The 14,290-nt window shown below is 58.2% G+C and carries 11 protein-coding genes; 3 read left to right on the plus strand and 8 right to left on the minus strand.

Annotation, left to right across the window (positions count from 1 at the left end; genetic code table 11):
* Window positions 1-25: 25 nt before the first annotated feature.
* From BMOU_RS02770 to BMOU_RS02785, 4 genes are all read right to left on the minus strand, one after another.
* A complete protein-coding gene (locus BMOU_RS02770; protein WP_034874669.1) occupies window positions 26-2,974 on the minus strand; it encodes a glycoside hydrolase family 3 C-terminal domain-containing protein in 2,949 nt (982 codons plus the stop codon).
* A 204-nt stretch (window positions 2,975-3,178) separates the two neighbouring features.
* Window positions 3,179-3,532, minus strand: a complete 354-nt coding sequence (locus tag BMOU_RS02775; protein ID WP_034874671.1) for an ATP-binding protein — start codon at window positions 3,530-3,532, stop codon at window positions 3,179-3,181.
* Window positions 3,525-4,526 (minus strand): hypothetical protein, encoded by a 1,002-nt coding sequence (locus BMOU_RS02780; protein WP_034874673.1) that lies wholly within the window; start codon window positions 4,524-4,526, stop codon window positions 3,525-3,527. Before BMOU_RS02780 ends, BMOU_RS02775 begins: the two co-directional genes overlap by 8 nt.
* Window positions 4,523-5,230, minus strand: a complete 708-nt coding sequence (locus BMOU_RS02785; protein WP_034874675.1) for a LytR/AlgR family response regulator transcription factor — start codon at window positions 5,228-5,230, stop codon at window positions 4,523-4,525. The genes BMOU_RS02780 and BMOU_RS02785 overlap by 4 nt, the downstream gene beginning before the upstream one ends.
* A 260-nt stretch (window positions 5,231-5,490) precedes the next feature.
* Between BMOU_RS02785 and BMOU_RS02790 the strand changes: the two genes are divergently transcribed.
* The 3 genes from BMOU_RS02790 to BMOU_RS02800 all read left to right on the plus strand — a co-directional run bounded on the left by BMOU_RS02790 (window position 5,491) and on the right by BMOU_RS02800 (window position 9,987).
* Entirely contained in the window at window positions 5,491-7,995 is a 2,505-nt protein-coding gene (locus tag BMOU_RS02790) for a GH36-type glycosyl hydrolase domain-containing protein (RefSeq protein ID WP_034874678.1), read from the plus strand.
* A 151-nt stretch (window positions 7,996-8,146) separates the two neighbouring features.
* A complete protein-coding gene (locus BMOU_RS02795) occupies window positions 8,147-8,968 on the plus strand; it encodes an alpha/beta hydrolase (protein WP_034874680.1) in 822 nt (273 codons plus the stop codon).
* A 212-nt stretch (window positions 8,969-9,180) separates the two neighbouring features.
* Window positions 9,181-9,987 carry a TetR/AcrR family transcriptional regulator gene (locus BMOU_RS02800; protein WP_034874682.1) on the plus strand — a complete coding sequence of 269 codons (807 nt, stop codon included), beginning with the start codon at window positions 9,181-9,183 and terminating at the stop codon, window positions 9,985-9,987.
* Between the two features lie 32 nt (window positions 9,988-10,019).
* Here BMOU_RS02800 and BMOU_RS02805 read toward each other — a convergent pair whose 3' ends face one another.
* Genes BMOU_RS02805 through BMOU_RS02820 form a run of 4 tightly spaced genes read right to left on the minus strand, consistent with a single transcriptional unit; the run spans window position 10,020 to window position 14,278 of the window.
* Entirely contained in the window at window positions 10,020-11,372 is a 1,353-nt protein-coding gene (locus BMOU_RS02805; RefSeq protein WP_034874684.1) for an NAD-dependent succinate-semialdehyde dehydrogenase, read from the minus strand.
* Window positions 11,373-11,390: 18 nt separating this feature from the next.
* The gene (locus BMOU_RS02810; protein WP_034874686.1) at window positions 11,391-12,182 is read right to left on the minus strand and encodes an ABC transporter permease; all 792 of its coding nucleotides are present in this window, start codon (window positions 12,180-12,182) and stop codon (window positions 11,391-11,393) included.
* A gap of 15 nt (window positions 12,183-12,197) precedes the next feature.
* The gene (locus BMOU_RS02815; protein WP_034874688.1) at window positions 12,198-13,073 is read right to left on the minus strand and encodes an ABC transporter permease; all 876 of its coding nucleotides are present in this window, start codon (window positions 13,071-13,073) and stop codon (window positions 12,198-12,200) included.
* 5 nt (window positions 13,074-13,078) lie between these two features.
* On the minus strand, window positions 13,079-14,278 hold the full coding sequence (locus BMOU_RS02820; RefSeq protein WP_051428867.1) for an ABC transporter substrate-binding protein: 1,200 nt from the start codon (window positions 14,276-14,278) through the stop codon (window positions 13,079-13,081).
* Window positions 14,279-14,290 lie beyond the last annotated feature (12 nt).

Consider the following 14,290-nt stretch of genomic DNA (forward strand, 5'->3'; position numbering starts at 1 on the left):
CACGCGTCCGACCGAGCCGGCCCGATCAGCCGATCTGCATGGCGGCCTTACGTCGTGCGGAGAAACGACGGAAAGTCAGCACCTCGAGCCCAACGATCAGCAGGGCCGCCACACCGACCGCCACGTAGTAGACGTACTTCCACGTCGGAGTCGCTATCTTCGGCTGACCGTCCTCATACAGCCAGCTGTTTACGGCGGTATACAGGATGTTGTGGGCCGCGGTACGCATCGCCTTGACGGAGGTGGCGGATTTGTCGGTGATCACATTCGCGCCTTCGATGGTGGCGAGCATCGCATCGTTGCCGTTGCGAATGGCCTGGTCACCGATCTGATAGCCGAAGCCACCGAAGTAGTCGGTTTCCACAAAGCCACGGAATCCCCATTCGCCGCGCAACACGGTATTAAGCATGTTGGAATTGGCGGAGGAGTAGCCGTTACCCACGTAGTTGAACGAAGCCATCACGGCGGTGGCGCCACCGTCTTTCACCGCCATTTCGAACGGCTTGAAGTAGATTTCACGCATGGACTGCTCGTCGGCCCAGGTGCACAGCATGGCCACGCGGTTGGTCTCCTGATCGTTCAGCGCGAAGTGCTTGATGAACGGATACACGCCTTTGGCCCGTGCGCCGGCCACCTGTTGGGCGGCCATGATGCCGGAGAGCGTGCCGTCTTCGGAGAAGTATTCGAAGTTACGGCCGGCATACGGCGTGCGGTGGATGTTCATGGCGGGCGCATACCAACCGGTCACGTTCATCTCGTGGGCCATGTCGCCGATGGTCTCGCCGAACTTGCGGGCCAAGTCCTTGCTGAAGGTGTTGGCCACGGATACGCCGGATGGCAGGCCGATGGAGCCGACGCCGGTGAAGTTGTTGTTCAGCGTGGACGGACCGTCAACATCGGATTGGCGGGGCTTGTCGATGGAAGCGACCGCAGCGTTGCCATAGCCTGCGAAGGCGATAAGCTGGTTCATTTCGTCGTAGGTGAGTTCGTCAAGCAGATCGTCCCACTTGGCATCGTCGTAATCCTTGCCATACATTTCGTAGAGCTTGATGCCGTTCTTGGCGCCGGTGGTCGGCATCGTGTCGGCGTCATCGTCCTCATTCTCATAATTGGAGGCATTGACGAAGGTCTTCTTGTATTCCTCCGGCATGGAGCGGCTGGCCGGAGCGGCGGTCACCTCGCTGAAGTTGGCGAAGTGGCCGGCACGTGACAGCGTTTCGAATGTCGGCTTGATGTTGTCGAACTGGTTCGTTGCGGCGGTTACGTCGCTGGAACGCGGGTTCGACTTGTCGTAGGTGACGGTTTCGGCCACATTGACGGTTTGGTGATCGATCATCTCATGCGCGCTGGCATTGATGGAGATGTCATAGTCGCCGGCTTCCAGCACATACGCCTTGGCCGTATCGGCATCGTAGGAGGCCATGTCCTCGTCGTTGAACGTAATGGTCATGGTCTGCGATTCACCAGGATTGAGTTCCTTGGTTTTTTCGACATCGATGAGATTGACGGAGGACTTTTCGATGCCACCGTCGGTGTACGGCGGATTGTAGTAGACTTCGACCGCATCCTTCCCCGCGACGTCTCCGGTGTTGGTGACGGTCACGTCGAAAGTGATTTTGCCGGATCGGGCATCATATGTCACCTCGCCCATCTTTTGCGTGAAGGTGGTATATGACAGGCCATATCCGAACGGATACTGCACGATGGAATCGTAGTCGATCGCACCCTCGTCGTCGGCGGTCTCATAATACTTGTAGCCCGTATAGATGCCTTCCACGTAGTTCACGAAGCTCGGCAGCACATGCAGGTCCTGGCCGGCGAAATTGGTGTCGACGGCGAACTCATCCATATTGTCGTATTGGAACTGGCCATAGTTGTTGAACCACGGCGCCTTGGAGAAATCCTTGATGAAGGTGTCGGTGTTGCGACCGGAAGGATTGACGGCACCGGTCAGCACCTCGCCGAGTGCGCTGAAGCCGGTCTGGCCCGCCGGCGGGGCCCACAGCACGGACTTGATGGCCGCATGATCATCCACGAAGTTCAGGTTGAGTGGATTGGCGCCGTTGTAGACCACCACCACGTTCTTGAAGTTCGAGGTGACCATGTCGATCATGTTGCGTTCGGTTCCGGAAAGGTCGAGATAGCCCTCGCCTTCCTCGAAATCGTTGTATTCCGTGGAATTGTTGTGGTACACGGAAACCGCGTCGCTCTGCTCGTCCTTTCCGACGACGGCGCTGCTGCCCGGACCGAACTGGCGGTAGTCGCCGGTCTTGGACATGTCGCTCGGCAGGTCGAAGCATTCGCCGCCGGTGCGAGCCAGCACGATGATTGCGGTATCGGAAAAATCCTTCGCATTGCTTAGCAAAGTGTCGGAATAGGAATCGACGGTCGGCTCGGGCAACGTCCAATCCTGTGTGGCCGCACCATTCTGCGGACGGTCCGCGCGATACCTGACGTAAAAATCGGAAAGCTCGCTGTTGGTCTCGATGCCCGCGTCGGCCATGCCCTGCAGGATCGACGTGGTCTCATACTGGTCGTTCATGGAGCCGGAGCCCGTGCCACCATAGATTGGATTGGTGGAGGCCCAGCCGAATACATTCACTTTCTTCGAGGCCAATGGCAGCGTATCGCCTTCGTTTTTCAGCAGCACAATGCCTTCGCGTTCGATGTCGGCAGCCAGTTGCTTGGTCTGCGCGATGGTCCGTTCGCTCAGCGTGCCGCTGCCGGACATCAGTGACAGCATGGTGTTCAACGGACCGAACAGCATGGTGCTGACGGCCACGACGATGGCGATCAATGTCACGATCCATGTCTGCGCATGCACCATCTTGCGTATGCCGACGCTTTTCACGGTGCGCTTGTTGGTCACGAACGTCACCATCAGCGCCACCGCCAGCACCGCCGCCATGACGATCAGCTGCGTTCTGACCGACTCGAGTGTGCTGATCACATCGGAAAAATTGATGTCAAGCATCTCGTTACTCCTTCTATTCTCATACCGGGCATCCGCTCCCTTGCGTTGGACGCTCGTGCAAGATCCCGTACGACCTTCCTTGTCGTACGCCGCCTTGTGATTCCGACGATAGAAGAGCCCTGCAGGCTTGCGAAGGAAAGGTACGGGAACGGTCGGTTCCGGTACGCGAACGGTAGGCGCCGCCGATGGGCCCGTAGCGAGGACCTACGACTTCGGCAACATGATGCTTACATCGAATATGCCGTTCTCCGTGGTCACGCTCATATCGCCGCCCAGCCGTGCGACAATCATGCGGATGCTTTTCAGACCGTAGCCGTGGCTGGTTTTGTCGGATTTCGTAGTGATGATCTCGCCCTGGCCGTTACGGTCGAGTTCGTCGAAATAGTTGACGATGTTGATGCTGGCCAGCCGCCCGCGCATCACACCGGTCAGTTTGATGACCCGTCGCTCCTCGTCGGCAAGCTTTTCGCACGCCTCGATGGCATTGTCGAGCGCATTGCCGAACAGCGAGTAGATGTCGTAGTCGCTGACATCGTCAAGACAGCCCGCATCAAACATGTAGGTGAAGCGGATGTTCTTGCGATCGCATTCCAGATTTTTTTTGCGTCAGCACCACGTCAAGCGCGGCATTGCCGGTTTTGGCGATGCTGCCGTAGGCGCTGACGGACTGCGATATTTCGTCGAGCATGGCATTGGAGGCCTGAGTTCCCCCGGCTTCGTTGACGGTGGTGCGCAACCGTGCCACCTGATGCTTCAGATCGTGGTAGTGCACGTTCGTGGTGTCGATGGTGTCTTTGAGCAGTTCGTAGTAGTTGGTGCGCATGTCGTTCATGCGTTTCATGAACGCGAGTTCGTCGGTCAGTCGCTGATTGCGAGACAATTCGCCGAACATGAGCAGAATCATCACGCACACCAAAATCGACACGGAACGGAACACGAACGACGTGGCCACCGCATGGGTGCCGACCGAGGCATACGAACTCAATCCCAAAGTCACGCCCAGCATGCTCAACGCCAGGAACAGCAATGATGCGTTGGAGCTCACACGCATCCTCATCACGTCGAAACGACGGATGAAGCACAGGTGGCAGGCAACGTACACGGCAACGAACATCATGATTCTCAGCAGCTCCCCGGCCAGCCACGTATGCAGCGGGGCAAAGGGCAATGCCTCACGTGCAAGGTGCCCGAGGCTGGTGCAGGCCGACGCTATGTGCTGCACCGCATAGCCGCAGATGGAAATCGACATGACGACATGCGCGCCGCAATCCAGCACTGCGGCGGCCGCAACGTTCGCCGCCAGATACAGCAACAGAAAGTTCGTGACGGAACGTAGCACGCCGATACGAATCAGCGCGTGCCCACCATAGAATGCGATCGCCAGCAAAGCCGTGAACAACAGCAGTGCCGGTATCGCAATCACAAGCCGACGTTTGAAACACGGTTTTTTCGGCACTTGCAGGGCGAACAGGGCCTGCGCCACCATCATCTCGACGATTACGGCCTCGTTGTTGAACAGCGTGAGTGGGGAGACCAATTGCGCGGCGCTCATCGCACCGCTCCCATCGACAACGTGACCGCACGCATGATCTCCTGTTTTTTCGAGCGGCTGACCTCCACCGTCCAATCACCGACAGTGACGCGATTGCCGTCAATGCCGGTCACGTTATCGATATTGATCAGATACCAGCGGTTGCAGCGCATGAAGTTGCCTTGCCTGAGCGCTTCTTCGGCCTGTGCGAGCGTGCCTTTGACGGTGATGTCGCCCTCAGTGGTGTGATAGGTGATGTAATGGTTGCGCACTTCCACGTAACCGATGCGGTCGAATGCGACAATCTGCGTGGTGCCGCGCGCCGTCAGGCTCAATGTCTGCCCGCGTCGGCGTTCCACGCGTTGCGACGCGCGGTGCATCACCATGGCGAAACTGCCGTAATCGATTGGTTTGACGATAAAATCCAGCGCCTCCACCTCGTAGCCTTTGATGGCGAGCTGCGCCATGTTCGTCACAAAGATCAGGATGGTGGTCGGGTCGGTTTCACGGATGATGTGGGCCGCCCTGATACCATCGACCTCGCTCATTTCAATGTCCAGGAAGATGATGTCGTACTGCGGTTTGTAGTGATGCAATAGGTCGACGGCACTTGAGTATTCCCGGATTTCCAATGGTTCCGCGTTTTCCTGCATATAGCGGCGGGCGAATCCGGCAAGTCGCGCGCGGGCGGACGCATCGTCATCGACAATCGCCAGCATCGTCATGAAACCGCCCTCGCTTTCTCTTCGTCGATTTGTGCCAAGCTTAGCAGTGCATCCCTTGTTCCGTCGTATACGTCGCAATCGCTCCGCACCGCACACGCAACACGGTCGGATCACTTATTTATAAAGTTATAAATAGCGTGGTATCCTTATGGGGAAACGCAATAACCAACAAACACTGGCCGCGGCCACGCGCAACGCCGCCCCGCGTACGCCCACGCCCGCAGCCAGAAGCCGCAACGAAGCAGTCTGAAAGGATTCCCATGAAGTACGGCCACTTCGATGACTCCGCCCGTGAGTATGTAATCGAGACCCCGGCGACTCCGCTGCCGTGGATCAACTACCTCGGCAACGAGGACTTCTTCTCCCTGGTCTCCAATACCGGTGGTGGCTACTCCTTCTACAAGGACGCCAAGCTGCGTCGCATCACCCGCTATCGCTACAACAATGTACCGGGCGACAACGGCTCGCGCAACTACTACCTGAGCCTTATGGACTCCAACGCCATCAACGCCAAGCCGATCGACACCTGGTCGCCAACCTTCCTGCCGTGCAAGACGCCGCTTGACTCCTACAAGTGCCGTCAGGGCATCGGCTATACCGTATTCGAGGCCGCCAGGCATGGCATCGAATCCAAGCTCACCGCATTCGTTCCGCTGAAGACCAATGCCGAGATCAACCGTCTCGACGTAACCAACACCACCGACGAACCGGTGGTGCTCGACGTGACCGGTTCCGTGGAATGGTGCCTGTGGAACGCCGTCGACGATTCCTCCAACTTCCAGCGCAACCTGTCCACCGGCGAGGTGGAGATCGAACAGCAGAGCGACGCCACCTTGATCTACCACAAGACCGAATTCAAGGAACGCCGCAACCACTACGCATTCTTCGCCGTCAACTCCCCCGTCGTCGGCTTCGACACGAGCCGCGACGAGTTCCTCGGCAAGTTCAACGGCTGGGACACCCCGCAGGTCATCGCCGAAGGCCAGGTCCACGATTCCGTGGCCCACGGCTGGTTCCCGATCGCCGCCGACCGCGTGCGCCTCGAACTCGAGCCGGGCGAGACCAAGTCGCTCATCTTCGTGCTGGGCTACATCGAAGTCGCCAAGGAAGACAAGTGGGAGGACCCGGACAACCCGGCCAAGGTCGGCATCATCAACAAGAAGCCGGCGCATGAGCTGTTCCGCCGCTTCGCCACCGTCGAGCAGGTCGAGGCCGCCCTTAAGGAGCTCAATACCTACTGGACCGAGCTGCTGACCACCTACAGCGTGGAATCCGGCGACGAGAAGCTCGACCGCATGGTCAACATCTGGCATCAGTACCAGTGCATGGTCACCTTCAACATGTCCCGTTCCGCCTCCTACTACGAGTCCGGCATGGGCCGCGGCATGGGCTTCCGCGACTCCAACCAGGATCTGCTCGGCTTCGTGCACCTGATTCCGGGCCGCGCACGCCAGCGCATCATCGACATCGCCTCCACCCAGATGGAGGACGGTTCCGCATGGCACCAGTACCAGCCGCTTACCAAGAAGGGCAACGCCGACATCGGCGGCGGCTTCAACGATGATCCGCTGTGGCTCGTGGCCGGCGTGAACGCGTACCTCGCCGAGACCGGCGACGCGTCGATCCTGACCGAACCGGTGCCGTTCAACAACGTCGAAGGCTCCGAAGTGCCGCTGCTCGAGCATCTGCGCCGCTCCGTGAACTTCACCATCACGCACAAGGGTCCGCACGGCATCCCGCTGATCGGCCGCGCCGACTGGAACGACTGCCTGAACCTCAACTGCTTCTCCGACACCCCCGGCGAAAGCTTCCAGACCGTGGAGAACAACGACACGGGTGTTGCCGAATCCGTGTTCATCGGCGGCATGTTCGTGCTGTACGGCGGTCAGTATGCCGACATCATCGAGCATTACGGCCAGCTCACCGGCATGACCGACGCCGAGATCGCCGCCGAAGCCGCCAATGTGCGCGCCGAGATCGGCCAGGTCTCCGAAGCGGTCGAAACCGCCGGCTGGGACGGCGAATGGTTCGTACGCGCCTACGACGCATACTCGCGCAAGGTCGGCACGCATGAAGACACCGAGGGTCAGATCTACATCGAACCGCAGGGCATGTGCGTGATGGCCGGCATCGGCCTCGATGACGGCAAGGCCCAGCAGGCCCTGAAGTCCGTGAAGGACAAGCTGACCTGCGATTGGGGCACCGCCATCCTCGCCCCGGCCTATTCCACCTACCGCATCGAGCTGGGCGAGATCTCGTCCTACCCGCGCGGGTACAAGGAGAACGGCGGCATCTTCTGCCATAACAACCCGTGGATCTCCATCGCCAATGCGCTGGCCGACAACAATGAGGAGGCCTTCGCGGTCTACCAGCGCAACTGCCCGGCCTACGTGGAAGACAAGTCCGACATCCGCAAGGTGGAACCATACGTCTACTGCCAGATGGTGGCCGGCCCGGAGGCACCGACCCCGGGCGAAGGCAAGAACTCCTGGCTGACCGGTACCGCCGCCTGGACGTTCGTGGACGTGTCCCAGTATCTGCTGGGCGTGCGCCCGACGCTTGACGGCCTGGCCATCGAGCCGCATCTGCCCGAGCAGTTCACCGACCTGATCGTGACCCGTGTGTTCCGTGGCGTGACCTATCGCATTGCCATGAAGCGCACCGGCGAGCGCACGGTGAGCGTCAACGGCGAACGGCTTGCAGGCAATGTCGTGCCGGTCCCGACCGACGACACCAAGCTGGTCGAGGTGGCCGTCACCTTCTGACATCAGCCATCCAGCATGTGAGGATGCCGCGTTCCACCGGCATCCTCACATGCTTTCTTTTCTGCCATGCGCAGACAATCAACCCATATTGCGAAAGGCACGGGCGAGTAGCGCCCGATGCCTATAACCCCCTTATGAATAAGATAACGCTATGCAGTATTTCGAACATGAGATTTCCGGCATCGACGGCACCTGCGCCAGGTTCGTCGGATATTGCCTTGACAACAGTGAAGAGATCGTTCCGGATCGCAGGCGACCGGCGGTGTTAGTGATTCCCGGCGGCGGCTATGAGATGACGTCCGACCGTGAGGCCGAGCCGATTGCGATGCAGTTCCTTGCAACCGGCTACAACGCTTTCGTCTTGCGATATTCCGTGAAGCCGTCCGTCTTTCCGGTCGCGCTGTTGGAAGCGGCCGAAGCGATGAGGCAGATTCGCGAACATGCCGCCCAATGGCATGTCGATGCGAACGCCATCGCAGTGATCGGCTTTTCCGCGGGCGGCCACCTTGCCGCGAATCTCGCCACTTCCGCCGGCGACGATGTGATTGCGGCGCACGGCTATGATCCTGACGCCGTACGCCCGAACGCCCTGATGCTCGCCTATCCGGTGATCACTTCGGGCCCGCTCGCCCACCGCGGCAGTTTCGACGCGCTGCTGGGGGAGCGCAAGGCCGACCCGGAAGCGCTGGAATCCGTGTCCATTGAGAAGCATATCGACGGCAAGACCCCGCCGGTGTTCGTCTGGCATACCGTTCCCGACGACTGCGTGCCATATGAGAACACGCTTATGCTCATCAACGCCTGCAAGCAGGCCGGCGTAAGCATCGAGGCGCACCTGTTCCCGAGCGGCGGCCACGGTCTATCGCTTGGCACCGCCGAAACGGCGTGGCAGGGTATCAACGGCATCGAGGAATGCGTGCAGGTGTGGCCGCAGCTGGCTGCCGCGTGGATGCGCAGGACGTTCGCCAAATAAGCGTGGCCGTCGGCCATGCCCATCCTCAGCACATTCTTGACACTTCCCTGCAATAGGACCCGAGATATGGCGGCTGACGGCTACATACCATCATGAAAACCACCGGGCTTCGGCGGTATCGGGTAATTAAACACCCTTTCAATAACGGGAAATTCAGGAGTACAGTAGGGACGGCACAGTCTGCGGAATAGGCGAAGGAGAAGGAGGCTGACATGAGCGTTGCTGCATGGGATCGATTTTTGCAGGAACAGGACAGTTGGCCCGCGGCGTCACGCGTCAACGACTCGACCTCCTACGGCACCCAGGCCCGCAACGCGCTGGCCGGCAAAACCTTCGAGAAGAAGAAGCGCATGAGCCAGGAGGAGCGCCATCTGCAGATTCTGCAGGCGGCCGTCAAGATCATCGCCATCAAGGGCTTCTGGGGCATGTCGCTACAGGACATCTCCGACGAGCTCGGCATCACCGAGGCGGCGCTGTATCACTACATCTCGTCGAAGGATGACCTGCTCAACATGGTGTTGTCGGAATGCTACGACACCCCTGATGCGGACGAGTACAACGCCGTGACCGCAGGGGTCAACGACGCCGACGGGCATCGTGTGTATTTCTACCCGCGCTATTGCCTGAACATCGCGCTGTACAACCTGCAGCGCCCGGAACTCGTACAGCTCTATTCCGTGCTCAACGGCGAGGCGCTCAGCCCGGAACACCCGGCGCACAGCTTCTTCATCGGCCGTCATATGCGTAATTGGGAGATGATCTGCTCCATGAACTGGGCGCTGCCGGAGCACGTCGACGAGGACCGCTTCTACGACCTGTATACGCTCGCGATGAGCGCGATGGACGGTCTGCAGTACCGCTGGCTCGGCGACGATTCGATGAACCTGCTCGAGGAGTGGATTTCGATTTCCGACATCATCTTCCCGCCGAGCGAATGGGCCGGATACACCGATCCGAGTGAGTACGAGAGCTCCGACGCGGGTTGCCTGCTGCCGTTGACGCTGGCGGCACGACAGTAGGCAACCTGTTTGGATGGGCTTCGGCGGCCTGGCTAGAACCTGCCCGGAGTGGAGGTGCTGATGAGTTTGAGATTAACGAATTCGTTGATTCCCAGCGCTCCCAGTTCACGTCCATAGCCCGAATTCTTCACACCGCCAAACGGCAACTCGCAGGAATCAGCACCAACTTCATTGATGTAGGTCATACCGGTTTCCAGGGCGTCGGCCACACGTTCGCCCTGTGCGGGATCGATGGTGAAAACATACGAACCAAGACCGTATACCGTATCGTTGGCGACTTTCACGGCTTCGGCCTCATCCTTCACACGGTAGAATTGCGCCACCGGTCCGAAGAATTCCTCATACCGCGCCGAAGATTCCTCCGGAATATCCGTAAGAATGGCCGGGCGGAAATAAGCCCCGTCATTCACACCGTCACCCAATGCCAATGTGGCGCCCGATTCAACGGCCTCGCGCACCTGTTCGGCGAGATGTTCGGCGGCGGCCTTGGAACACAACGGCGCCAACTCAAGATTTTCGGATGCTTCGGCAAACTTACTGAGAAACTCGTCATACAGCGAATCCACAACAATGAACCGCTTCGCGCCGTTGCAGATCTGCCCGCAGTTCTCATACCGTCCCCCGATGGCAGCTGCGACGGTGGCATCCATATCGTCGGTGCTCAGCAAAATGAATGGATCGGAGCCACCAAGTTCACATACCACCTTCTTCAGCGCCGCTCCCGCTTCAGAGGCGATGGCCACCCCGGCACGCTCGGAACCTGTCAGACTCACGCCACGAACACGATGATCCGCGATGACGGCCGCAGACTGTTCGTTGGTGATGTACAGATTGGTGAACGCACCATTCGGGAAGCCTGCATCCAAGAAGATCCGCTCCATAGCCGCCGAGGATTTCGGGCACAGGGAAGCATGCTTGAGCAGAATGGTGTTGCCAAGCATGAGATTCGGCGCCGCAAATCGAGCAACCTGATAGTACGGGTAGTTCCACGGCATGACACCGAATAACGGACCTATCGGCAACTTGCGGATTACGGCTGAGCCTTCGGCCTCGCGTTGAATCGGAGCATCCTCAAGGAAGAACTCACCGTTATCCGCGTAATAGCGGTAAATCGCACCGGAAAACTCCACTTCGGCCAAGCACTCTTCGGGAAGCTTGCCCATTTCGTGATGAATGATGTCCGCCAGTTCTTCCTTGCGTTCCTCATACAGATCGGCGACCCTGCGCAGCAAGGCGGAACGCTCCGCCTTGCTTGAGGTTCGCCCCCACTGCTCGAACGCAATCTGAGCTCCACTGAGCGCGGCTTCCACCTGTTCATCAGAATAAGTGGCAAAGGTCTCCTCCACCTCGCCGGTCGCGGGATTCGTTACCGCATAATGCGACATGACTTGCTCCTTCTGCTATTAATCGATATCCGATGTAACCCGTTGCGACAGCCACAACGGCACCAGGGAAATGACCACCATGATTACCGCGACCACGGAAACGACCGGAGCCTGATGAGGACGGAACATGTTGTTCATGATCCAGATCGGCAGTGTGGTGATGTCTTGCCCGGCAGTGAACGTCGTCACCACTATTTCGTCGAAACTTAACGCGAACGCCAACAGAGCGCCCGCAAACAGTGAGGATTTGATACGCGGGAAAGTGACCAGCCTGAATGTTGTCCAGACACCGGCACCTAGGTCAGCGGAAGCCTCTTCCGTGTGTTGCCCAAGCTGCCCAAGACGGGCAAACACATTGTTGTAGACCGTGACGATGGTGAACGTCACATGCGCGACAATCAACGTGAACATCGATAACTTGATACCAACCATGGTGGTGAAGGCATTGTTCAATGCGATACCGGTGACGATGCCCGGTAAGGCGATCGGCAGAATGACCAGCATATTGATCGCACTTTTACCGAAGAAGTCGTATCGCTGCAATGCAAGCGCGCACAGCGTACCAAGAATCAGCGAGACGATGGTGGCGACGATGGCCACGCCGAAACTGGTCAGCGCCGCACTCAGCAATCCTGCCGAATGAAATGCCCTTCCCCACCATTCGAACGTGACGGAACGCACAGGCCATGCCAAAGTGGCATCGCCATTCACCGAATTGATCAGCACCACAGCCAACGGCGCGTAGATGAACAGCAGCACAATGCCTGCGGCGATGCCGAACAACACTTTTGTGGATTTCTTCAATTCCATTGCCACACCTCCTGACTACAGACGTTTCAGAGCACCGGTACGGCTGACCAACATGAGATACACGCCGATGATGATGATCGGAATGAGCGCACAGGCCGCAGCCATCGGGGAATTGTTGGCGACGCCGACATCGGTGTAGATGATATTGCCTAGAACCTGTGTTTTTCCACCTACGATGCCGGCCACAATGTAGTCACCCAACGACAGCGAGAAGCTGAAGATGGAACCGGCGACCACACCCGGCACAATCATTGGCAGCAGTACTTTGCGAATGGTCACGCCACTACGGGCGCCTAAGTCGCTCGATGCTTCCAGCAAGGATTCGGGAACCTGCTCGAACGCCGTGTAGATTGGGGTGATCACGTAGGGAAGCCACAGATAGACTTCCACAAGAATCACCGCGAACAAACCATATCCGGGCGAGTGGCCACCGAATGGCCGCAATATCATGTCAAGCACACCGGAACCGGACAGCACCGACCTCCAAGCATATGCCTTGACAAGATATCCAGCCCATAACGGCGTCGAGACAAGTATCACCAACAACTTGCGCGCACGTGGCGATGCCATCCGTGCCATATAGAAGGCAATCGGGAACGCCAGAATGATGTCGATGACCGTCGCCAACACCGCGATGAACAACGTACGTTCGGTCACCGTAAGGTACAAGCTGTCGGTAAACGCCTGGATGAGGTTATCGAAGGTCCAAGTCATCTCCACCGCGCCGGTGTACTCGTTGACTGACCACAGTGCCGTGATGAGCAAAGCGATCAAGGCGACGATGTACACCAGTGCCATCCAACCGACCGGCAGAACGAGTAATGCCCAACGGTGCAGTGTCGGATGATTGTAGAGGAACGAGGAAACAGGCTTTTTCGCTCGCTGTTTCATGATGGTCAGCCCTTGATTTCCTGCCAGGCCTTGGTCCACTCGGTATAATCGGTGCACTTGACGTCCGTACGACCGTCGATGCACTGCTTGATCGGAGTGTTCCAGTACCAGATCTTCTTCTCGAACTCCTCATCTCCGGCATGGTACACATCGCAGAACTTACCGTCGGAAGCATACTGGCAGGCGTTCTTGTTGGCCGGAGCCTCGCCGAAGTACTCGGTGGCCTGGGCGTTGGCCTTCGGACTATCGATATAATCCAACCACTTATAGGCGCAGGTGGTGTGTTTGGTCTTGGAAGAAATCATCCACGTATCGCTCCATCCGGTAACGCCTTCGGATGGAGTGGTGATACCGAACTTTGAAGAGTCAAGCTGGTTGTATACCACCTGCCAACCGGTGCCGACCACGGTGTCGCCGCTCTGGAAAGCCTGAGCGAGCTTAAGGGAATCGGACCAGTACTCGCCAACGTTCTTGTTCTGTTCCTTGAGCAGATCCACTGCGGCCTGAAGCTGGTCCTCGTCCAAGGCATACGGATTCTTGATCTTCAATTCAGGCTTATGTGCCATCAGGTAGATCGCCGCATCGGCGATGTAGATCGGGGAATCATACGCAGTAACCTTGCCGCTGAATTGGCTGGCCTTGGACTGGTTGAACACCACGTCCCAGGAAGTCGGCTCCTTGGAGAAATCAGACTTGTTGTACATCAGCAGATTCGCGCCGTAACCATGGGGCACACCATAACTCTTGCCGTCCACCGTGTTGAAATCACGGTTCTTCAAGAAACTGTACACATCCTTGTAATTAGGGATGAGATCGGTATTAACGGGCTGTACCAGCCCACTGTTGATCAGTCGTAGCGTAAGGTCGCCTGATGCCGCAATCACATCATACTTATCCGATGTCTTGATGAGGTTGTACGCCTCGTCACTGGTGCCGTAGGTCTTCGACGTCACCTGACAACCAGTATCCTGCTCGAACTCGGAGACCCAATCCACATCCGGATCGTCGGAGCCGTCTTCCACGTAGCCCGGCCATGCCAGAATCGAAACTTCACCTTCCGCTTTACCGAGCTTTTGCACGGCCGTACCGCCGCTCGTGCTGCTTCCTGCGCTTGTCGCGCCACAACCTGTCATCGCGATGACGCCCGCGGCGGCGAATACCAGGGCCGTGGCCCGCTTGATAATATGCTTGTTGCTCTTGCTCATGATGCTTCCTCT

This window comes from Bifidobacterium moukalabense DSM 27321 (assembly GCF_000522505.1).
GTDB lineage: Bacteria > Actinomycetota > Actinomycetes > Actinomycetales > Bifidobacteriaceae > Bifidobacterium > Bifidobacterium moukalabense.

Coding starts and splice junctions, on each gene's coding strand:
- BMOU_RS02770 (WP_034874669.1), bottom strand. CDS start 2,974: ATGCTTGACATCAATTTTTCCGATGTGATCAGCACACTCGAGTCGGTC.
- BMOU_RS02775 (WP_034874671.1), bottom strand. CDS start 3,532: ATGTTTGATGCGGGCTGTCTTGACGATGTCAGCGACTACGACATCTAC.
- BMOU_RS02780 (WP_034874673.1), bottom strand. CDS start 4,526: ATGAGCGCCGCGCAATTGGTCTCCCCACTCACGCTGTTCAACAACGAG.
- BMOU_RS02785 (WP_034874675.1), bottom strand. CDS start 5,230: ATGACGATGCTGGCGATTGTCGATGACGATGCGTCCGCCCGCGCGCGA.
- BMOU_RS02790 (WP_034874678.1), top strand. CDS start 5,491: ATGAAGTACGGCCACTTCGATGACTCCGCCCGTGAGTATGTAATCGAG.
- BMOU_RS02795 (WP_034874680.1), top strand. CDS start 8,147: ATGCAGTATTTCGAACATGAGATTTCCGGCATCGACGGCACCTGCGCC.
- BMOU_RS02800 (WP_034874682.1), top strand. CDS start 9,181: ATGAGCGTTGCTGCATGGGATCGATTTTTGCAGGAACAGGACAGTTGG.
- BMOU_RS02805 (WP_034874684.1), bottom strand. CDS start 11,372: ATGTCGCATTATGCGGTAACGAATCCCGCGACCGGCGAGGTGGAGGAG.
- BMOU_RS02810 (WP_034874686.1), bottom strand. CDS start 12,182: ATGGAATTGAAGAAATCCACAAAAGTGTTGTTCGGCATCGCCGCAGGC.
- BMOU_RS02815 (WP_034874688.1), bottom strand. CDS start 13,073: ATGAAACAGCGAGCGAAAAAGCCTGTTTCCTCGTTCCTCTACAATCAT.
- BMOU_RS02820 (WP_051428867.1), bottom strand. CDS start 14,278: ATGAGCAAGAGCAACAAGCATATTATCAAGCGGGCCACGGCCCTGGTA.